Below are 20,623 nucleotides of genomic sequence, written 5' to 3'. Positions count from 1 at the left end.
ATGTCGCAAGCAACCGTTGAACTCCTGGCCAAAGACCTGAACGCCCAAGGCGGCGTCTTTTGCCCCAGCCCCAAGGCCGACATGAAGCTGTGGAACAGCCACCCCAAGGTGTATTTGGACGTGGCCCGCACCGGCGAGGCCAAGTGCCCTTACTGCGGCACGGTGTACCGGCTGAAGGCCGGAGAGCATGTGCACGCTGGCCACTGACCGGTTGATGGGTTGATGCCAGTTGCAACCGGCGGCGCAGCGGCGCCGCCCACGTTGACCGTGGCGGTGCTGACCCTCAACGAGGCGCACCGCATCGAAGCCTGCCTGCAAAGCGCCGCGTTTGCCGACCAGTTGCTGGTGGTGGACAGCGGCAGCACGGATGACACCGTGGCCATCGCCCAGCGCCTGGGCGCGGAAGTCCACAGCTACCCCGACTGGAAGGGCTTTGCCGTGCAGCGCAACCGGCTGCTGGCCCATGCGCGGGGGGACTACATCTTCTTTCTGGATGCCGACGAGGTGATGACACCGGCGTTCGCCCAGGAACTGCAGGCCATCGTGCGCTCGGGTGCGCAGGCCGTGTGGACCATCCGCTGGCGCATGGTGGCCTATGGGCACGAACTCAAGTACTTTCGCTCGCAATCGCAGATCGAGCGCCTGTTTGTGCGCGCCATGGTCCGCGAGTTCACGGGCGTGGTGCACGAGCAGGCCGAACTGTTGCCACCACCGGGCGATGGCGCCGTGCCGCGCCGCCTGATCGAAGCGCGGCTGCTGCACTACTCGCGCACCACCGTGCGCGGCAGCCTGGAAAAGCTCACGCAGTACGCGATGTTGGGGGCGGCCAAGCGGGCCGCGACCGGCAAGAAGGGCGGCGTGGTGCGCGGCCTGGCCTCGGGCACCAGCATGTTCCTGCGCCTGTATGTGTTCCGCCTGGGTTTTCTGTGTGGCGGGGCAGGTTTTTTGTATTGCCTGTTTGTGGCGCTGGAGGCGTTCTTCCGGTATGCCGCCCTGGAGTACGACCACCAGCAACTGAGTGAGAGCGTGCGCCGTTGACCAAAGCTGACGATCTTTTTGTGCGCCTGTCGGGCGTGGCGGCGTTCATGGTGCCGGGCCTGGCGCTGTGGGTGCGCTCGGGCTACTCCTGGGGAGCGGTGGTGCTGCTGTTGTGCAGCCTAGCCACCGCCGGAGTGTGGCTGCGACGTCGGCCAGGGCGCGATGCCTGGCTGCTTTTTGGCTCCATCGTGGCGATGGGCACGGTCTGGGCGCTGGACTTTGACCCGGCCCAGGGCAGCTGGTCCAACCTGGACCGGCCCGCCAAATACCTGTTGGCGCTGTCTTGCCTGCTGTACGTGCTGGCCTATCCCCCGCGGGTGCGCTGGCTCTGGGCCGGTATCGCGGTGGGCGCCTGCGGGGCGGGCCTGATCGGCATGTACCAGGCTCTGGTGCTGCACCTGCCACGCGCCAATGGCTTTACCAATGCGATCCAGTACGGCGGGCTCAGCCTGCTGCTGGGGTTGATGTGCTCGGTGGCGCTGCTGGTGCTGTGGGACCGCTGGAAGCCCTGGCAACGTGCGGGCTGGGCGGTGGGCATTCTGCTGGGGCTGGAAGGATCGCTGCTGTCCGAGTCGCGCGGGGGCTGGGTGGTGTTGCCCATGGCGCTGCTGCTGTGCGTCTGGCTCCAGGGGCGCTCCGGCCAACCCCGCAGGGCCATCGTCGGTGCCGTGCTGGTTGTTTTAGGGGCTGTGGGCCTGATGGCCTTCAAGGCCAACGAGGTGCGCCTGCGCGTGGATGAGGCGCGGCAGGAGATCACGCAGTACGAGTCGCGGGGCGATGCGGCCAGTTCGGTCGGCCAGCGTCTGGCGCATTGGGGGCTGGCCTGGCGCATGGGCCTGGACCGCCCCTGGACCGGTTGGGGACGCTACGGCTACGAGGCCGAAAAGCAGCGCCGCGTGGCTGCCGGCGAGGCCCACCCGATTGTTTTGCAGTTCAGCCACGCCCACAACGAGCTGCTGGACATCTTTGCCAAGCGCGGCATCCCTGGCGTGGTGGTCTTGCTGATTTTTTATGGGGTACCGCTGGTGCTGTTCTGGCCCACGCGGCGCCGCGTGTTCCCGGGGGCTGCGGGTGTGCTCGATGCTGATGGGCTGTGCCTGCGCATGATCGGGGTGCTGCTGCCCGTGTCGTATATGGGCTTTGGCACCACCCAGGTGTTTTTGGGGCACAACAGCGGCACCATGTTCTACCTGTTCATGGGCATGCTGGTGCTGGCCATCCTGCAAGGCCGCGAGCGCCTGCGGCTGCAAACGCCCGGGCAAGCCGCAGCCTCCCTTTCCTGAAGGACCTCTGCCATGCACATCCTGCTGGTCAACAACTCTCCCATCCCGGTGTACGGCTACGGCGGTACCGAGCGCGTGATCTGGGACCTGGGCAAGACGCTGGTGCAGCAGGGCCACCGCGTGAGCTACCTGGTGCCCGAGGGCTCGACCTGCGACTTCGGCCAGGTGCTGCCCATCCGGCCGGACGAGCCGTGGGAGGGGCAGATCCCGGCCGACGTGGACATCACGCACTTTCAGTTCAACCCGCGCTCCGAGCTGTCCAAGCCCTACCTGGTGACTGAGCACGGCAACGCCCGCAAGCCCAAGCCGCTGCCGCGCAACACGGTGTTCCTGTCGCGCGACCACGCGGCGCGCTATGGCTCCAGCGAGTTCGTCTACAACGGGCTGGACTGGGCCGGTTATGGCCCGGTGGACTTTGACCGCCCGCGCTCGCACTACCACTTCCTGGGCAAGGCGGCCTGGGGCGTGAAGAACGTGCGCGGCGCCATCAAGGTGGCCAAGATGGCCGGGGTGGAGCTGGACGTGCTGGGCGGCAACCGCATCAACTTCAAGCGCGGCTTTCGCTGGACGCTGTCGCGCAAGATCCACTTCCACGGCATGGTGGGCGGCACGCAGAAGACGGGTCTGCTCAACGCCTCGCGCGGGCTGATCTTTCCGGTGCGCTGGCACGAGCCGTTCGGGCTGGCGGTGATCGAAAGCCTGTACTTCGGCTGTCCCGTGTTCTCCACGCCTTACGGCGCCTTGCCCGAGCTGGTGCCCGTGCACTGCGGCGTGCTGTCAGACCAGGCGTCGGTGCTGGCCGAGGCGGTGCGGGGCAACCGCTTTGACCCGCGCTCCTGCCACCAGCATGTGGTGGAGCACTTTGGCGCCGAGCGCATGGCACGCAACTACCTCCGCATGTACGAACGGGTGCTGGCGGGCGAAACCCTCAATGCCCAGCCACCCATGATCCAGGGCCCTGCGCGCGAACTGCCCTGGAGGCAGTGAAGCCCCCCTGAGTCGCCTGCGGCGCCTTCCCCCCAGGGGACGCCACCCGTGGCCTGGCAAAGCCAGTTCCACGGTGGCACGGGTTTCACAGCGCGCCAGTTTTTAGTGCCCTGCTCATATCGGGGAGGCTACTGCGCGGGTTCTGGGGCGTTTTTTGCCGCAAGCGCTAGTTCAATATGCCCCTGGTGCTATAAAAATAATAGTTATTGGTGGCCGATAGGGGAGTTGCCACGCGGCGCGGTGGCCTGCTGCCACTCCTGGGCCAACAATGCCACCAGCTGCGCCGCTGGCATGGGCCGCACCTGGGCCACCCCCTGGCCTGCCCACAGCGACAGGCAGTCGGCCTGGCCCGCCTGGGCGGCCGCGCGGCGCAGCGCGCCGGTCAGCGCGTTCTGCACGGGGTAGGGCGGCACGGTGGCCTCGTCGGCCTGCAGGGCTTGCATCATGCGGTTGACAATGCCGCGTGCCGGCCGGCCCGAGAAGATGCGGGTGGTGCGCGTGTCGGTGGCCTGGGCGCGTGTCAGGGCCTCGCGGTAGGCGGTGCCAATGGCCGACTCGGGGCAGGTGAGGAATGCCGTGCCCATTTGCACCGCCTGGGCGCCCAGCGCGAGGGCCCCTGTAATGCCGCGCCCGTCCATGATGCCGCCCGCAGCAATCACCGGGATGGACAGGGCCTGCACGCACTGCGCCACCAGCGGCAGCGTGCCCACCATGCTGGCCGCAAAGTCGGCCAACGACGGCGCTGCCCCGGTGGCGCCGGGCTGTGTCGGAGTGAGGAACGTGCCCCGGTGCCCCCCGGCTTCCATGCCAGAGGCGCACACGGCATCCGCGCCCACGGCGGCCCAGGCCTGCGCCTCGGCCAGCGTGGTGGCAGTACCGATCACGTAACTGCCTACGGCCTGCAGCCTGGCCACCTGCGCCGCCGTGAGGATGCCGAATGTGAAGCTGGCCACCGCAGGGCGTGCGGCCACCAGGGCGTCGAACTGCGCGGCAAAGTCCTCGCACCACTGCGCGGGCCGCTCGGGCACCAGGCCGAACTCGGCATAGAACGGCGCCAGGCGCTGCAGCGCGGCCTGCACAGTGGCGTCGTCGGGCGTGGGCGTGGCCTGCACAAACAGGTTCATGCCAAAGGGCCGGTCGGTGCGGCGGCGCACTTCGGCGGCGGCCTCGGCCATGGCAGCAGGCGAGCGCATGCCGCAGCCCAGCATGCCCAGGCCGCCGGCCTCGGACACGGCGGCGGCCAGGGCGGGCGTGTCCGACCCGGTCATCGGGCCCTGGATGATGGGCAGCGCAAGGCCCAGGTGGGTGGTGAAGGCGGCGGGCATGCGGGCTCCTTGTGCGATCTGTGGAAAAGGGGTCAGGTGGATGCAGTGGGGCGCGGCGCTTCGCCGGCAGTCAGCGCGGCGTGCAGCGCGTCCAGCGCGGGCGACTGGTAGCCGCGCCGGCGCACCAGCACTGTGTCGCAGGTGGCCAAAGGCACCAGGCGCAGGGCAGGCGGTTCGCGCATCAGGTCGATCACGGCCTGGGGCACCACCCCCGCACAGCGCCCGGCAGCCACGCAGGCCAGGATGGCGTGGTACGAGGCCAGTTCCAGCACGCGCGGCGGGCTGCCGTCCTTCTGCTGCAGGAAAGCCTCACCCATGCGGCGGTAGGTGCAGCCTGGGCTGAAGGCGACCAGGGTGTCCAGCTGCAGGTCCTGGGGCGTGTGCACGGGCGGGTGGTCGGCGGGCAGGGCCAGCAGCAGGGCCTCGGCAAACACGGCGGTGCGCTCCACCGGCGCGTCGGTGTCGATGCCCGGCGGCGGCCAGGCCACCAGTGCGCAGTCGATGGTGTGGGCCAGCACCTGCTCCACCAGCTGGCGCGAGGGGGCGGTGGACAGCTCCAGCACCAGCCCCGGCCACTGTGCGTGCAGCCGGGCCAGCGGCTGGGGCAGGCGTGCGGCGGCCGTGCTTTCCATGGCGCCCAGGCGCAGTCGGCCGCTGGGCTCGTGGGGGTGCACCGACTGGCGCGCTTCTTCGGCCAGCGCCAGCAGGCGGTCGGCATAGCAGCGCAGCGCCTCCCCGGCAGGTGTCAGCACCATGCGCTTGCCCTCGCGCAGGAACAGCGTGGCGCCGAGTTGCTCCTCCAGCTGCTGCACGCGTGTGGTCACGTTGGACTGCACACGGCCCAGTCGCTCGGCCGCGCGGGTGACACTGCCTTCCTGCGCCACGGCCCGGAAAATTTCGAGGGCGGCAAAATCCATCATGATTCTTGTTATGAGATGATTAGTAAAAAATAAATCTCAAAAAAGAATCATAGACTGGAAACCGCCCGCATGGAACCGCGCCTCGCCCCCCAAGACCGCCCCCTGTCCGTAGCGCTGGCGGGGATGGCCGCGCTGGCGGTGGCGATGGGCGTGGGCCGGTTTGCCTTTACCCCGCTGCTACCAATGATGCTGCACGACGGCGTGGTCACGCTGGCGGGCGGCAGCTGGCTGGCCACGGCCAATTACCTTGGGTACCTGATCGGGGCGTTGGCCTGCATGGCGCTGCCCTGGGTGGCGCCGCGTGCACGGCAGCGGTGGCATGCGGCGCGACTGGCGCGCTGGGGGCTGGCGGCCACGGTGCTGCTCACGCTGGGCATGGCGCTGCCGCTGCTGGGTGCCTGGCCCGCACTGCGGTTTGCGGCAGGCGTGGCGAGTGCGCTGGTGTTTTTGAACGTCTCGGTGTGGTGCATGCTGCGGCTGGTGGCGCTGGGCCAGGCTGCGCTCGGTGGGCTGATCTTTTGTGGCCCTGGGCTGGGCATCGTGCTCACCGGGCTGTCGGCCAGCGCCATGGTGGCGCTGCAGTGGCCTGCCGCAGCGGGCTGGGCGGTGTTCGGGCTGCTGAGTGTGGGGCTGTGCGCCGCCATCTGGCCCGTGCTGCAAGGGGTGGCGATGCCCGCGTCGGCTGCGGCCACCGCACCGGTGGTGGACGGATCCACCCCCGGCCACGGATTCTGGGCGCGCGCAGGGCTCACACTCGCCTATGGGCTTGCGGGGCTGGGGTACATCGTCACCGCCACCTTTTTGCCGGTGATTGCGCGCGCGGCGCTGCCTGCCGGGTCGCCCTGGCCCGACCTGTTCTGGCCGCTGTTTGGTGCCGGGGTGGCGCTGGGCGCAGCGTTGTCCACCCGCACCCCAGCCGCGTGGGACCGGCGCTGGCTGCTGATGGCGGCCTACGTGGTGCAGGCCGGGGCCATTGCGCTCAGTCTGGTGTGGCCGGGGCCTGCGGGGTTTGCGCTGGGCAGCCTGCTGCTGGGCTTGCCTTTCACTGCCATCACCTTCTATGCGCTGCAAGAGGCGCGGCGGGTGTGGCCTGAGGCGGGCGACAGTTTTCCGGGGCTGCTCACGGCCGCCTACGGCATCGGCCAGATCGTAGGCCCGCCCATGGTGGCGTGGATGCTGCACCACGCTGCCACGCAGGGGCAGGGCTTTGTCTACGGGTTGGCCGTGGCGGCCGCAGCGCTCGGTGTGGGTGCGGTGCTGTTTGCCGCCATGGCTTGGCGCTGGCCCCTGGCGCCAAGCCCGGCAGCGCGCTGATTCGCACGCCTGTTCCCTTCTCGATCAGTGCGTGGACGGTGCCAGCGGCAGCGCCAGCACAAAACACGCGCCGCTGTCGCCATCGGAGCGGTCCTGGCAGTGCACGGTGCCGTTGTGGCGCCCGGCAATCGACCGCACCAGCGCCAGCCCCAGGCCCACGCCGCCCGCTCGCTCGCTCGCGCCCGGCAGGCGGTAGAAGGGCTCGAAGATGCGCTCGCGCTGGCTGGGCGGTACGCCCGGGCCGTGGTCGCACACATGCACCTCGGCGCGCCCCTGGCGGCGGTGTACCACCACAGTGATCTCGCCCGTGCTGTAGCGGCGTGCGTTTTCCAGCAGGTTGCGGATGGCCCGGCGCAGCAGCTTGGCCACGCCACGCACCTCCAGCGAATCGGGGCTGGCGCTCACGTCCAGATCGGCGTCCACGCGGGCGCATTCCTCGGCGGCCAGGCCAATCAGGTCCACCAGTTCCACCGTGCCCACGTCGGCCTCGCGCGCGTCCAGGCGGCTGGCCAGGAGGATCTCGTCCACCAGCTGGTCCAGCTCGGCGATGTTGCGCAGGATCTCTTCGCGGAACGCAGGCGAGGGCTGCTGGCCGCCCATCAGCTCCAGCCCCATGCGGATGCGGGTCAGGGGCGAGCGCAGCTCGTGCGAGGCATTGGCCAGCAGCGACTTGTGCGACTTGACCAGGGTTTCCACACGCTCGGCCGCCGCATTGAACTGCCGTGCGAGGTCGGCCACCTCGTCCTGGCCTTGCTCGGGCACGCGCACCGACAGGTCACCCTCGCCAAACTTCTTCACGCTGCGCTGCAAGGCCTCCAGCCGCTGCGTGAGGCGGCGGATGATGGGGTACACCCCCACCGCCACTGCCAGGCCCACGATGCCCAGCAGCCACAAGAAGCCAAAGGGCGGCCGGGTCCAGAATGCGGCCTCGTCCTGGCCGGGGCCACCGGGTCGGCCGCCGTTGCGGCCCATGCGGGGCTGGCGCGGCGCCATCTGCAGGGTGAAGATCTGGCCGTTTTCTGCCTCGATGTGGAATTCCACCACCTCGCCCGGCTCGGACGGCTGGCGTGTGGCCATGCCGCGCAGCACCAGGTTGCCCGACGGGTCGCGCACCGCCATCTCGCGCGAGGGCGGCACAAACGGCTGGTTGTTCTGGGCCTTTTGCTCCTCGGCGATGCGCCAGGCCCAGCCCACGGTGAGCGTCAGCACCGCCATGCCGCCGACCACGGCGAGCCAGATGCGCAGATACAGGCGGCGGGAGAAGGGGTTGGACAGGGACATGCGTGGGGCGGCAGCGCAGGCAGCAGGGGCCTGCGTCAGCGGTCAATCTTGCTGCTTGGCAAACACATAGCCGACACCGCGCACCGTGAGGATGCGGCGCGGGTTCTTGGCGTCCTGCTCGATGGCCGCGCGGATGCGGCCCATGTGCACGTCGATGGAGCGGTCAAACGCCTCCAGCTCGCGGCCGCGCACGGCCTCCATGATCTGGTCGCGCGTGAGCACCCGGCCCGCGCGCTCGGCCAATGCCACCAGCAGGTCGAACTGGTAGGAGGTGAGGTCCGCCAGCTGCCCCGCCACGGTCACGGTGCGCGCGTCGCGGTCGATCTCCAGCGTGCCAAAGCGCAGCACCTGGGTGGCAGCGGCCGCACCGCCGCCGTCCGTGCGCCGGCGCAGGATGGCGCGGATGCGGGCCAGCAGCTCGCGGGGCTCAAAGGGCTTGGGCAGGTAGTCGTCAGCGCCCAGCTCCAGGCCGATGATGCGGTCCATCGGGTCGCCCTTGGCGGTGAGCATGAGCACCGGCACCTGCGCCGCGTTGCCCTGCAGCGAGCGGATGCGGCGGCACACTTCCAGTCCATCCATGTCGGGCAGCATCAGGTCCAGGATCACCAGGTCGGGCAGCGGGCCGGCATCAGGGCCCTGCAGCTGCGCCAGGCCACTCTTGCCATCGGCTCGGTGCGTGACCTGCAGGCCCGACTGGCCCAGATACTCGCCCACCATCTGCGCGAGGCGGGCGTCGTCTTCGATCATCAGCAGTTGGGAGCTCATGGCGGCAGTGTAGTGGCGAGGCTTTGAAACGGTCTTCATGGTCCGGTAGAGCCGTCTCCCCGTGTTGAAGCCCCCGTAAAGTTCCGGTAAACCGGGTGGCGAGAGGCTTCAGAATTTGCTATTGATTTGGTAGCTGTCTGGGCATATGAATCAGGCGCCACCGACCTTCTGGATGCGTGAAGCCAGCCACACCAGCACCAGCACCGGCAGCCCCAGCAGCGCCGTGGAGGTGAAGAACTGGGCGTAGCCAAACGCATCCACATAGTCGCCCGAGAAGCCCGCCACAAACTTCGGCAGCAGCAGCATCATCGAGCTGAACAGCGCGTACTGCGTGGCCGAGTAGCTCACGTTGGTCAGGCTCGACAGGTAGGCGATGAACGCGGCCGAGGCAATGCCGCTGGCCAGGTTGTCGGCCGACACCACGGCAATCAGCGCCGTCACGTCGTGCCCGTGGCCCGCCAGCCAGGCAAACAGCAGGTTGCTGGCGGCGCTCAGGATGGCGCCCAGCATCAGGATGCGCATCACGCCAAAGCGCATGGACAACACGCCGCCCACGAAGGCGCCCGCGAGCGTCATGATCACACCGTAGATCTTGGTCACGGCGGCCACTTCGTCCTTGGTGTAGCCCATGTCCACGTAGAACGGGTTGGCCATGATGCCCATCACCACATCGCTGATGCGGTACACGGCAATCAGCGCCAGAATCAGCGCCGCATGCCAGCCATAGCGGCGCAGAAAGTCGGCAAACGGGGCCACCAGCGCGCCCTGGATCCACTCGGCAGCGTTCTTGGCGGGAGGCAGCGCCACCGGCGCAGGCTCGCGCGAGAACAGCACGGTGACCACGCCCACCACCATCGACGCGGCCATGGCCAGGTACGCGGCCTGCCAGGCGCCGTTCTGGTACGCGGCGGCACCTTGTGCGATGGCTTGGCCAACAGCGGGCGCGACCTCGGAGCGCGCGGCAATCCACAGCACGCCAGCTCCGGCCCAGATCATCGCCAGCCGGTAACCCGTCTGATACGACGCCGCCAGCGCAGCCTGGTGGTTGGCATCGGCGGATTCGATGCGGAAGGCGTCGAGCGCGATGTCTTGCGTGGCCGAGCCAAACGCCACGGCCAGCGCGCACCACACGATGGGCCCTAGGGTCAGGCGCGGGTCGGCCAGTGCCATGCCCACCAGGCCCGCCACCACCACCAGCTGCGCCAGCAGCAGCCAGCTGCGCCGCCGCCCCAGCAGCCGTGTGAGCCCCGGGATGGGCATGCGGTCCACCAGCGGCGCCCACACCCACTTGAAGCCGTAGGCCAGGCCCACCCAGCTGAGGTAGCCGATGGTGCTGCGGTCGATGCCCGCCTCGCGCAGGCGAAAGCTCAGCGTGCCCAGCACCAGCAGCAGCGGCAGCCCAGCTGAAAAGCCGAGCGTCAGCATGCGCAGGCTGGCGGGCTCCAGGTACACACGCAGGGTTTGCAGCCAAGGGGTACGCGGGGGCTTGTCTGCGGCGGTAGCGGGAGCGAGGCTGGGGGTGGAAGATGTGGAGGTGTCTGACATGGGCGAGCGGGGGTTTTGTCTATCATCGCCGACGCACCCTTGTAGCCATCCTGTCAGCCTCCATCTGCGCGGCAGGCTCTGGTGTGTTCTTGGGTGTGTTGTGTGCCAGCGCTGCTCATTATTCCTTCTGGGATTGCCTTGTATGTGTCTTTTCTGCCCCGCTCCTTCCGTCGCGCCGTCGTCCCCTTGGTCCGCACGCCGCGCGTTCCTGCTGGCTGCGGGCGCCAGCGCGGCTGCGCCGGTGCTGGCGCAGGTGGACGTGGGCTCAGCCTCCAGCCTGCGCAAGCTGGTGCCCGCCGAGACGCTGGAGCAGTCTGCCGCGCAGCAGTACCGCCAAATGCTGGAGCAGGCCCGCGCCAAGCGCGCGCTGGCGCCCGACAACCACCCCCAGCTGCAGCGCCTGCACGCCATCGCCAAGCGGCTGATCCCGTACACCACGCCCTGGAACGACCGCGCTCGCCAGTGGCGCTGGGAGGTCAACCTCATCGGCAGTTCGCAGATCAATGCGTTTTGTATGCCCGGCGGCAAGATTGCGTTCTACACCGGCATCCTCGACCAGCTCAAGCTCACCGACGACGAAACCGCCATGGTCATGGGCCACGAGATGGCCCACGCGCTGCGTGAACATGCGCGCGAGCGCATCGCCAAGACGCAGGGCACCAACCTGGCGCTGCGCCTGGGCTCGCAGCTGCTGGGGCTGGGCGACCTGGGGCAGGCGGCAGCGGGCTTGGGCGGGCAGTTGCTCACGCTGCAGTTCAGCCGCTCGGACGAAAGCGAGGCCGACCTGGTGGGGCTGGAGCTGGCTGCGCGCGCGGGCTACCAGCCATCGGCCGCCGTGAGCCTGTGGCAGAAGATGGGCAACGCCAGCGGCAGCAAGCAAGGCGGGCTGGCATTTTTGTCCACCCACCCTTCAGGCCCTGCGCGCATCCGCGAGCTGGAGCTGAACGTGCCCAAGGTACAGGGCCTGTACGAGGCCGCACGCCGCAACGGTTGAACCGCCGAGCCAGCGTATCTAAGGCAACGCTGAACAAGTCCCTCGCGCACCGCGCACCCCTGCTTTGGGCGGTCTGCCGCGTTGCAAATCCTCGCGATAGCTACGGCTATCGCTGTGGTTTGCGCCTTGCATCTCATCCCAAATCAGGGTGCGCGCCACTGCGGGGACTTATTCAGCGTTGCCCTAAGCGCTGGCCGCCACTGCATCGGTGGCGCTTTCACCCGCCAGCTGCACCCGGTTGCGCCCTGCGTGTTTGGCGGCGTACAGCGCTTGGTCTGCGCGGGCAATGGCGGCCTGCAGATCGTCGGGCCCGTGCACCTGGGCCACACCAAACGACAGCGTCAGCGTGATGGGCGCAGGGCCCACGGACAGCGGCGCGTGGGCCACGGCAGCGCGGATGCGTTCGGCCGTGGCGCGGGCGGCGTCCAGCGGGCTGGCGGGCATCAGCGCCAAAAACTCTTCACCGCCCCAACGCGCCAGCACATCGCCCTCACGCAGGTTGTCGGCCAGCACCTGGCCCATGGCCACCAGCACCTGGTCGCCCACGGCGTGGCCGTACTGGTCGTTCACGCGCTTGAAGTGGTCCACGTCGCACAACAGCAGCGTCACGGGCACACCGCTGCGCTGGCTGCGCTCCAGTGCCTCGGTGGCCTGGGCGTCAAAGTGGCTGCGGTTGGCCAGGCCGGTCAGCGGGTCGCGCGTGGCCTGCTTGCGCAGGCGCGCCTCGGCAATGAGGATGGTGCGGCGGTAGAACGCCGACAGCGCTGCCGACATGGCAAACACCACGCAGATGTGCACCCAGTTCACGATCTTTACGCTCTGCGCGGGCAGCGGGTCTAGCGGCCCCACGGCGTCGCTCAGCATGTGCAGGCCCAGGTAGTAGGCCAGCAGGGCCAGCACCATGGGCGTGGCATAGCCGCGCGTGTTGGCGATCACGATGGCGGGGATGAACATCAGCAGGTAGTAGTGAAAGCCGCTCTCCCAGCCAATGAGCAGCGAACCCAGGGCCGAGTGCCCGATCACCTCCAGCCAGATCAGGGCCAGCGCGGCGGTGTTGTAGCGCTTCTGGATGAGCCGGTAGGCGCCCAGGTACATGGCAATGCTCAGCACATTGATGGCCGCCAGCGGCATCGAGCCCAGCCAGAGAAACAGCAGGATGTAGCCCGCGTCGATGGTGGCAGCGGTCAGCGCCACCCGCTGCACCATGGCCCAGTAAGCCTTGCCCGCGAGGCTGGAGCCGCGCTGGGGTTCAAGCGGGGGGCGCGATGCGTTGGATGGGGTCATGGCACAGGGGCATGGGCGGCCCGCAGGGGTGGCAAACCACACCATCGTAGCCCCCGGCGGTGTCGGAGGTGCGGCGAACTGGCCGGTATCCCCGGGCCTGATCGCCGCTGCGCCCCCAGCGGCGCGGAGCACGCCCCAGAGGCCTGGGACGGCCTACAGCAACCCACTTCAAGCCCAATCAGCCGGAGGCGCTAGTGGAACATGCCTGAATTGCTATGAATAAAGGAGCATTGGCGATTGGCGTTCAGGTCCCGCCCACGTAGGGATTGCTTTGCCGTTCGCGCCCGAAGGTGCTCTCCGGTCCGTGGCCGGGAATGAACACCGTCTGGTTGCCCATGGGCCACAGCCGCTGCGTGATGCTGTCGATGAGCTGCTGGTGGTTGCCCTGGGGAAAGTCGGTGCGGCCGATGCTGCCCGCAAACAGCACGTCGCCCACAAACGCGCGGTCGATCTGCGGCGCGTGGAACACCACGTGGCCGGGCGTGTGGCCGGGGCAGTGGCGCACGTTCAAGGTCTCGTTGCCAATCTGCACCGTGTCGCCGTCTTGCAGCCAGCGTGTGGGGGTGAAGTGCTGCGCGGGCGGAAAGCCGAACATCACGCTTTGCTGCGGCAGCCCGTCGATCCAGAACTGGTCGCCCGGGTGGGGGCCGACGATGGGAAGCGACAGGCGCTGGGCCAGCTCGCCCGTGCCGCCGGCGTGGTCGATGTGCGCGTGGGTGAGCCAAATCTGCGACAGCGTCAGCCCGTGTTCTTCCACTGCGGCCAGCAAGGTGTCCAGGTCGCCGCCCGGGTCGATCACGGCGGCCTGCCGGGTGGCGTCGCACCAGACGATGGAAGCGTTCTGCTGAAAAGGAGTGACGGGGACGGTGAGGTAGCGGAGCATGGGATGGCGGCAGTAAGCCCAGCGCCCGTCACGCCAGGGCCGCTATCCACCACAGGGGGCAGCGGGCTGGCGAGGTGACGGCAGGGCCGGAAGGCAACAGCCGCGAGTTTCGCACAGGGCCTGTGCAGCGCCCGGCGCCCGTTGGCGGCCGCTTGGCCGCTTCGGGCCTCAGTCGGCGTCCACAGGACGGCCCAGCAGCCGGTTCACGGCGATGCGCAGGCCTTCCAGCGACGTGGTGTTGAGCACGAACACCACAAAGCCCTCGATCTGGCTGCTGAGCAGCTCAAAGCGGATGTGCAGGAACACCACCAGGTGGTTCTGGATGCGGGTGCCCAGGATGGTGCGGCTGTCGCCCATGTCGAACCGTGGCGGGCTCAGCTCGAACTCGTGGCCCAGCAGGTCGGACAAGGCGGCGATGCAGGCATTGAGCATCACATTGCCCACCTCGGTCAGCGCATCCTGCTCGATGGCGCTCAGGTCTTCGCGCGGCACGTTCTGCCCGGCGACGATGCGCACGATCTCCAGGCTGCGATGCCCCGGAAAGATCAGCAAGGCATCGCCATTGAGCACGCCGCGAAACGGCTGCCGCACGCCATACATGGGGTGGCCCTGGGTGCCCAGCTGCTGCGCCGCCTCGCTCACGGTGAACACGCTCACATGCGGCACCGACAGCAGCACTTCGTCGCGCAGCAGGCTGCCCATGGCGGCAGCGGCCTTGCCCACGCCGATGTTGAAGATCTCGCTCAGGGCATCGATCTGTTCGGCGTCTAGCTGAATGGGCATGTCAGGCTCCTGCGAGGGCGGCGAGCTGTTGGGCGGCTTGCGCGGTGATGGGCTTGGCGATGAACACCATGCCCGTTTCTTCGATGCGCTCCTGCACCGCAGTCTGCACATTGGCTGTGAGGATGGCAATGGGCACCTGGGGCAGCAGCTGGCGCAGCGCCAGGGCGGCTTCCAGGCCGTTCATGCCGTGCATGTTGAAGTCCATGGAAACCAGGTCCACAGGGCTCTCGCGCACCTGCTGCAGGGCTTCTTCGCCGCTGCTGGCATGCACGATGGTCCAGTCGGGGTGGGCCTGCAGCACCAGACCCTGCAGGATCAGGCGGGACATGCGGCTGTCATCCACTATCAAAAGGCGAAGGCTCATGGTCGTTGTGTCGTGGGTAGGGATCAATGGGCGGGAAGGGCGGCTTCGTGGGCCAGCACCCGGTTGCGGCCGGTGGCCTTGGCGCGGTACAGCGCCGCGTCGGCATCGGCTAGCAGCGGTTCGATGCCTGTATGGTGGCGCTCGCTGGCAGCCATGCCGATGGAGATGGTGAACGTGACCGGATGCCCGGATGGCGACACCAGCCCCAGCTGCGCGATGGCGCCCCGGATGCGCTCGGCCACCTGGCGGGCGCTGTCGGCATTGGCGTGGGGCAGGAGCGCGGCAAATTCCTCGCCCCCCAGGCGGCCGAGCAGGTCTGCCTCACGCAGGGCCTGGCCGATGGCGTCGGCGCAGGCGCGGATGGCGGTGTCGCCCATCTGGTGCCCATGCTGGTCGTTGATGCGCTTGAAGTGGTCGATGTCGATCATCAGCACGGTGCACGGTTGCCCGTGGCGGCGGCAGTGGTCGAACAAGGCCGTGCTGCGCTCCATGAACGCCCGGCGGTTCAGCAGACCGCTGAGGGCATCGCGTGTGGCCAGCTCGCGCAGCTGGGCCTCCAGGGCCTTGTGGGTGCTGATGTCGAAGCCCCACAGCAGGTGGGCCAGCCGTCCCTCGACATCGATGAGGCGTGCCGAAAGCGAACTCCAGCGCGGAGCATGGGTGCCGATCTGGGCCTCCATGGCATCGACCTGGCCGTACTGGTCCAGCGTCTGCATGAAGCGCTGGCGGGTATCGGGGTCGTGCAGCAGGTCGGGCAGGAACAGGGTTTGGGGCGCAGCTTTGAGGCCCAGCCGCTCGGTCAGCCGGTGGTTGATGAAATGCACGCGGCCGCTCTCCACCTCAGCCAGCAGCACATCGCTGGGGCTGGTATCCAGGATGAAGCCCAGCAGCGCACGGCTTTCTTCAAGCTTGCGTGTGCGGCGGGCCACGCGGTCTTCCAGCTCCCGGTTGGTCTGCGCCAGTTGCCGCGATGCGGCGGCGGCGGCGCGTGCGTCCTGCACCAGCCGCGCAATCAGCAGCGTGGTGCCCACCAGCAGGGCACTGAGCACCACGCTGAGCACGATGAAGCGCTGGTGCAGCTGCCGGCGCGCCTGGTCTGTCTGCTGGGTGCTGAACAGGTGCACGGTGGCCACCGCCTGGCGCAGGCGCTCCAGCAATGCGTCGGACTGGCGGGTGATGTCCTCGGCCACGCGCAGCGCTTGAGGTGGTGTGGCGGTGGCGGTTGTGCGCCGCGCTGCGGTGCTGCCGGATTCGTGGTGCTTGGCGTTCGCGTTCGCGCTGGCCAGCGCCGACCAGCGCTCGACCTGGGTGCGCAAGTTGTCCAGGCCCTGTGCGGTGTCCGGCAGTGCGTCGCGCAGCTGGGTGCTCACATGCGGCCCGCGGCCTGTGGTGTCCAGCGTGCTGTAGAGCACGTCCAGCCGGTCGATCAGGTCTTGCGCGCTGGCCTCCCGGGCCCGCAGCTGGCGTGCCAGCAGGCTCACCCGCGCCAGCTCGTTGTGCACGCTGGCGATGTACCAGAGGTCGTTTTGCTGGTGAGGCTGCGCAAGGTCCTGCGCCTGGCGCAGCGTCCACCACAGGGCCACCGACGTGCCCACGGCCATGGCCACCACCAGGGCGAGCAGCCGGTAGGCCGTGCGGGGGCTGCCGGTGGTGGGCGCCTGCGGCTTAGCGGACGGAGACTGCATGGACCTGCCAGATGGTGCGGTTGACGTAGTCCTGCCCTTGCTGCAGGGCAGGATGGGCGTCGAACGGGTAGATCAGGATCAGCGGACCCTTGTCGCGGATGCCCATGCGCTGGCCGTCACGCCGGTAGGCCAGCACGGGGTTGTAGCGGAGCAGGTCGCTCCAGGGGATCTCGACGGCATAGTCGTTCAGGGCCGTCAGCACGATGCGGCTGCGCTCGCCACCGCCAAGCTGCTCGACCAGGTGGCGCAGCGGCACACCGGTCCAGCGGTGTTCGCCCGCCAGGCCCAGCGCAGGGGGCAAGGTGGTGGTGATGTCGCGCGCTGGCAGCCGTTCCAGGGCCTGCAGGTCGCAGGCCTGTGCCGGGCCGTTGCCCGCAGGCTGCAGTTGCAGCACGCCGCGGCCCTGGGGGGCTGGGCACACCGGAGCGGGGTGGGCCCACAGCGGCAGGCACAGGCTCAAGGGGCCCAGCAGGGCCACCAGGACAGTGCCTGTGCGGGCCCGCAGGGCCGCCAGAAATCGGAACAACATCGTCACCACTTTCACATCCCACCAGCGCGCCAGGGCCCGGAATGGCTCCAGGTACGGCGGCTGGCACGGCTTGACTATGCCCGTGAAAGCAGGAAAACCGACCGCCGTCCAACGGAAAATTGCCGCGAGATGGGTGGTTTTGACAATTGTTGATGGTATTTGCCGGTGGGTTGGCGGCCTGTGGGCCGCTGTCGGGGCTACAGGTTGGTGGCGGCTACCACTTCGCTCATGTCGGTCAGGCCCTGCAACACTTTTTCGATGCCGTCCTGGCGCAGGGTGAGCATGCCGGCGGTGAGGGCGGAGTGCCGGATGTCCGAGGCCGGGGCCCGGTGGCGGATGTGCTGGCGAATGGTTTCGTCACTCATCATCAGCTCGTGGATGCCCAGACGGCCGTGGTAGCCGTGGCCTTCGCATTTGGCGCAGCCTACGGGGCGCCACATCCGCAGCTCGCCTTGGGTGCCGCCGTACTGCTGGCGCCAGCGCCCGATCTGCGCCTGGCGCGCTTCGGCGGTGTTGTGGGTGCCACTGTCCAGGTACTGCGACGCCAGGCCCGTCAGCATCTCTTCGTCGGCCACGCGCGGCTCGCGACAAGAGGTGCACAGGCGGCGCACCAGGCGCTGCGCCAGGATGGCCAGCAATGAGTCTGAGAAGTTGAACGGGTCCAGGCCAATTTCGAGCAGGCGCGCAATGCTTTCGGGCGCGGAGTTGGTGTGCAGGGTGGACAGCACCAGGTGCCCGGTGAGCGAGGCCTCGATGGCGATGCGCGCCGTCTCTTCATCGCGCATCTCGCCGATCATGATCACGTCCGGGTCGGCGCGTAAAAAGGTGCGCATGGCGGCGGCAAAGGTCCAGCCGATGCGTGGGTTCACCTGCACCTGGCGCAGGCCCTCCTGGGTGATCTCGATGGGGTCTTCGGCTGTCCAGATCTTGCGCCCGGCGGTGTTGATGTCGCGCACCACCGAGTGCAGTGTGGTCGTCTTGCCGCAGCCCGTGGGGCCACACACCAGCACCAGGCCATAGCTTTTCTGGACCACTGCGCGCAGCGCCAGCAGGTTGGGCTGGCTCAGGCCGATGTTCTCCAGCGGCAGCGGTTTGGCACCCGCCAGCAGGCGCAGCACCACGTCCTCCAGCCCGCGCGAGGTGGGCACTGTGACCACGCGCAGCTCCACGGGCGGGCCCCCAAAACGCGCAAAGTCGATCTTGCCGTCCTGCGGTTTGCGGTGCTCCGAGATGTCCATGCTGGCCATGATCTTGATGCGCGCCACCATCGCAAAGCGGTAGCGCGCGGGCAGCTCCAGGTAAGGCACCAGATCGCCGTCGATGCGCAAGCGCACACGCACGTTGTGCGGGGCGGGTTCGGTCTCGATGTGGATGTCCGACGCGCGGTGGCTGATGGCCTCGTCGATCACCGAGTTGATGAGTCGCACCAGGGTGTTGTCCGACTCGCTGATCACGTCGGCCTGCTCGGTATCGGCGTCCGGCGACGCGGTGGCTAGGTTGGTCAGCAGCTCCTGCGAGGTGGCACGTGCGCCGGCTGCCGCTCCGCCCGCGTCGGCAGGGCGGGTGCGGTAGGCCTTGTGGATGGCGGGCATCAGCGTGCCGGGCGATGCCCGCAGCGGAATCAGACGCCGTTGGGTCAGAAAGCGGATCTCGTCGATCAGCACCCGGTCCCAGGGGTCGGCCATCAGCAGCACCAGGGCGTCATCGCGCGCGATCAGGGGCAGCACGGATTCCCGCTCCGCCACGGCGCGGGGGATGAGGGCCAGGGCCGACGCTTCGGGTGTGATGTCGCCGGGGTGCACGGTGTATTCGCCCAGCCAGGTGGCAATCACGCTGCGCAGCTGGTCTTGGGTGAGCGCTCCCCGGTCCACCAGTATCTGGCCGATGGGCCGCTGCACGCCGTTGCCGCGCTCCTCCTGCTGCGCCTGCAGGCCCTCTGCAAGGTCCGGTGTGGACAGCAGCCCCGCGTGCACCAGCGCCTCGCCCAGGTGCCGCGCCTTGCCCACCGTGGGGTGGGGGGTGGAGATCTGGCGCCACAGCGCCTCGGCGCTTTGGGGGCGGAAACTGTGGGCGGGAGGCGGGGCGGAGGTGCTGGCGTCGGTCATCGGGGCAAGGGGCTGGGGCGGGGCTTATAGGGTCAGTGCGTAATCCACCGTGATGGGTGCGTGGTCCGAGAACTTTTCGCCCTTGTAAATATGTTCAGCGCGCGCCAGCGCCGCGATCGCAGGGGTGGCCAGGTGGTAGTCCAGCCGCCAACCCACGTTGTTGGCATAGGCCTGCCCGCGGTTGCTCCACCAGGTGTAGGCGGTGTCGGTGGCGGTAGGTTGTAACTGACGGTAAACGTCTATGATGCCGCCGCCTTCATCAGTTGTGTGCAACAACTTTGTCATCCAGGCGCGTTCTTCGGGCAAAAAACCACTGTTCTTCTGGTTGCTGCGCCAGTTTTTGAGGTCGATTTGCTGGTGCGCAATGTTGATGTCGCCGCACAGGATGAAGTCGCGCTCGGCCTTCAGGCGCATGAGGTGGGGGTGGAATTCGGCCAGAAAGCGGAATTTGGCCTGCTGGCGCTCTTCGCCCGACGAGCCGCTCGGAAAGTAGGCACTGATGATCGACAGCTTGCGCTCGGGCGTGTCAAAACGCAGCTCGACATATCGGCCTTCTGCATCGAACTCGGCAGACCCATAGCCAATAACTACATCCGACGGCTCGTGCCGCGTGTAGATGCCCACGCCCGAATAGCCCTTTTTCTGGGCAAAGTGAAAGTGCCCCTGCAGGTCTGCCAGGCGCTCGAACCGGTTGGCCATGTCGGCCGCCTGAGCCTTCACTTCCTGCACGCAAATACAATCCGGCCGCGTGGCTGCCATCCAGCTTTCCACGCCTTTGCTGGTGGCAGAGCGGATGCCATTGAGATTGAGGCTGGTTAACTTGAACAAGGATTTCCCCATGGTGGATGTTGGCGTGCAAACCCCCGAACAGGGCCAGCTGGCGCAGGATTTCGTGCGTTTTGCGGTGGAGTCGGGCGTGCTGCGGTTTGGCGAATTCAAGACCAAAGCCGGGCGCCTGAGCCCCTATTTTTTCAACGCCGGACTGTTTGACGATGGCCGCAAGATTGGCCGGCTCGCGGAATTCTATGCAAAAGCCCTGCTGGCCAGCGGCATCGAATTCGACATGGTGTTTGGGCCCGCCTACAAGGGCATTCCGCTGGCTGCCACCGTGGCCGTGGAGCTGGCGCGCCTGGGGCGCAACGTGCCCTTTGCCTACAACCGCAAGGAGGCCAAGGACCATGGCGAAGGCGGCACCCTGGTGGGCGCGCCCCTCAAGGGCCGGGTGCTCATCGTGGACGATGTGATGTCGGCCGGCACCGCCGCCCGGGAGTCCATCGCCATCATCAAGGCGGCAGGCGCCACGCCCCATGCAGTGGCCATTGCGCTGGACCGCCAGGAAAAAGCCACCGAGAATGGCCAGGACGTGGACCACAGCGCGGTGCAGTACGTGCGCAACCAGCTGGGCATGCAGGTGTGTGCCATTGCACGGCTGGCAGACTTATTGCTCTTCCTGGAGCAAAACGGGGAAGAGGGGATGCGTTCCCATCACGAAAAGGTGCTGGCCTACCGCCAGCGATACGGCGTCAACGAGGGGTAGA

General features: G+C 68.0%; 20 protein-coding genes. 7 read left to right on the top strand and 13 right to left on the bottom strand.

Annotated elements, in window-relative coordinates:
- Genes ACODSU_RS22050 through ACODSU_RS22035 form a run of 4 tightly spaced genes read left to right on the top strand, consistent with a single transcriptional unit; the run spans position 1 to position 3,308 of the window.
- Positions 1-207 (top strand): zinc-finger domain-containing protein, encoded by a 207-nt coding sequence (locus ACODSU_RS22050; protein WP_056057299.1) that lies wholly within the window; start codon positions 1-3, stop codon positions 205-207.
- A 15-nt stretch (positions 208-222) separates the two neighbouring features.
- Entirely contained in the window at positions 223-1,038 is an 816-nt protein-coding gene (locus ACODSU_RS22045) for a glycosyltransferase family 2 protein (protein ID WP_488844807.1), read from the top strand.
- Positions 1,035-2,321, top strand: coding sequence for an O-antigen ligase family protein (locus ACODSU_RS22040; RefSeq protein WP_488844805.1), 1,287 nt, complete (start codon positions 1,035-1,037; stop codon positions 2,319-2,321). The genes ACODSU_RS22045 and ACODSU_RS22040 overlap by 4 nt, the downstream gene beginning before the upstream one ends.
- A gap of 12 nt (positions 2,322-2,333) precedes the next feature.
- Complete coding sequence (locus tag ACODSU_RS22035; RefSeq protein WP_488844803.1) at positions 2,334-3,308, top strand: glycosyltransferase; 975 nt, start codon at positions 2,334-2,336, stop codon at positions 3,306-3,308.
- A 203-nt stretch (positions 3,309-3,511) separates the two neighbouring features.
- Here the strand turns inward: ACODSU_RS22035 and ACODSU_RS22030 are convergent, their stop codons facing one another.
- Together ACODSU_RS22030 and ACODSU_RS22025 are read right to left on the bottom strand one after the other, a co-directional pair.
- Positions 3,512-4,633, bottom strand: a complete 1,122-nt coding sequence (locus tag ACODSU_RS22030; RefSeq protein ID WP_488844801.1) for an NAD(P)H-dependent flavin oxidoreductase — start codon at positions 4,631-4,633, stop codon at positions 3,512-3,514.
- A gap of 32 nt (positions 4,634-4,665) precedes the next feature.
- Positions 4,666-5,550 (bottom strand): LysR substrate-binding domain-containing protein, encoded by an 885-nt coding sequence (locus ACODSU_RS22025; RefSeq protein ID WP_488844800.1) that lies wholly within the window; start codon positions 5,548-5,550, stop codon positions 4,666-4,668.
- A gap of 72 nt (positions 5,551-5,622) precedes the next feature.
- Between ACODSU_RS22025 and ACODSU_RS22020 the strand changes: the two genes are divergently transcribed.
- Entirely contained in the window at positions 5,623-6,867 is a 1,245-nt protein-coding gene (locus ACODSU_RS22020) for a YbfB/YjiJ family MFS transporter (RefSeq protein ID WP_488844798.1), read from the top strand.
- 24 nt (positions 6,868-6,891) lie between these two features.
- Here the strand turns inward: ACODSU_RS22020 and ACODSU_RS22015 are convergent, their stop codons facing one another.
- The 3 genes from ACODSU_RS22015 to ACODSU_RS22005 form a co-directional block, all read right to left on the bottom strand.
- Entirely contained in the window at positions 6,892-8,148 is a 1,257-nt protein-coding gene (locus tag ACODSU_RS22015; protein ID WP_488844796.1) for a HAMP domain-containing sensor histidine kinase, read from the bottom strand.
- Between the two features lie 42 nt (positions 8,149-8,190).
- Entirely contained in the window at positions 8,191-8,913 is a 723-nt protein-coding gene (locus ACODSU_RS22010; protein ID WP_488844794.1) for a response regulator, read from the bottom strand.
- Positions 8,914-9,063: 150 nt separating this feature from the next.
- The gene (locus tag ACODSU_RS22005) at positions 9,064-10,458 is read right to left on the bottom strand and encodes an AmpG family muropeptide MFS transporter (protein WP_488844792.1); all 1,395 of its coding nucleotides are present in this window, start codon (positions 10,456-10,458) and stop codon (positions 9,064-9,066) included.
- Between the two features lie 142 nt (positions 10,459-10,600).
- Between ACODSU_RS22005 and ACODSU_RS22000 the strand changes: the two genes are divergently transcribed.
- Entirely contained in the window at positions 10,601-11,452 is an 852-nt protein-coding gene (locus ACODSU_RS22000) for a M48 family metallopeptidase (protein WP_488844790.1), read from the top strand.
- A gap of 183 nt (positions 11,453-11,635) precedes the next feature.
- Here the strand turns inward: ACODSU_RS22000 and ACODSU_RS21995 are convergent, their stop codons facing one another.
- The 8 genes from ACODSU_RS21995 to ACODSU_RS21960 all read right to left on the bottom strand — a co-directional run bounded on the left by ACODSU_RS21995 (position 11,636) and on the right by ACODSU_RS21960 (position 19,913).
- The gene (locus ACODSU_RS21995) at positions 11,636-12,736 is read right to left on the bottom strand and encodes a GGDEF domain-containing protein (RefSeq protein WP_488844788.1); all 1,101 of its coding nucleotides are present in this window, start codon (positions 12,734-12,736) and stop codon (positions 11,636-11,638) included.
- 244 nt (positions 12,737-12,980) lie between these two features.
- Positions 12,981-13,619: an MBL fold metallo-hydrolase gene (locus ACODSU_RS21990; protein ID WP_488844786.1), complete on the bottom strand. Its 639-nt coding sequence runs from the start codon at positions 13,617-13,619 to the stop codon at positions 12,981-12,983.
- A gap of 168 nt (positions 13,620-13,787) precedes the next feature.
- The gene (locus ACODSU_RS21985; RefSeq protein WP_488844784.1) at positions 13,788-14,402 is read right to left on the bottom strand and encodes a chemotaxis protein CheC; all 615 of its coding nucleotides are present in this window, start codon (positions 14,400-14,402) and stop codon (positions 13,788-13,790) included.
- Between the two features lies 1 nt (position 14,403).
- A complete protein-coding gene (locus tag ACODSU_RS21980; RefSeq protein WP_488844782.1) occupies positions 14,404-14,766 on the bottom strand; it encodes a response regulator in 363 nt (120 codons plus the stop codon).
- A gap of 23 nt (positions 14,767-14,789) precedes the next feature.
- Positions 14,790-16,451 carry a GGDEF domain-containing protein gene (locus ACODSU_RS21975; RefSeq protein WP_488844780.1) on the bottom strand — a complete coding sequence of 554 codons (1,662 nt, stop codon included), beginning with the start codon at positions 16,449-16,451 and terminating at the stop codon, positions 14,790-14,792.
- On the bottom strand, positions 16,432-16,980 hold the full coding sequence (locus ACODSU_RS21970) for a putative pterin-binding protein (RefSeq protein WP_488844778.1): 549 nt from the start codon (positions 16,978-16,980) through the stop codon (positions 16,432-16,434). Before ACODSU_RS21970 ends, ACODSU_RS21975 begins: the two co-directional genes overlap by 20 nt.
- Before the next feature lie 197 nt (positions 16,981-17,177).
- A complete protein-coding gene (locus ACODSU_RS21965) occupies positions 17,178-19,085 on the bottom strand; it encodes a GspE/PulE family protein (RefSeq protein ID WP_488844776.1) in 1,908 nt (635 codons plus the stop codon).
- Positions 19,086-19,109: 24 nt separating this feature from the next.
- Positions 19,110-19,913 (bottom strand): exodeoxyribonuclease III, encoded by an 804-nt coding sequence (locus ACODSU_RS21960; protein WP_488844774.1) that lies wholly within the window; start codon positions 19,911-19,913, stop codon positions 19,110-19,112.
- Positions 19,914-19,923: 10 nt separating this feature from the next.
- Here ACODSU_RS21960 and pyrE point away from each other — a divergent pair, with 10 nt between their 5' ends.
- Entirely contained in the window at positions 19,924-20,622 is a 699-nt protein-coding gene (pyrE, locus tag ACODSU_RS21955; protein ID WP_060986588.1) for an orotate phosphoribosyltransferase, read from the top strand.
- Position 20,623: the final 1 nt, after the last annotated feature.

It is taken from the genome of Acidovorax sp. FG48 (assembly GCF_057809085.1).
Note: the sequence above shows the minus strand (reverse complement) of the source record. Positions and strands in the feature narration are given on the sequence as shown.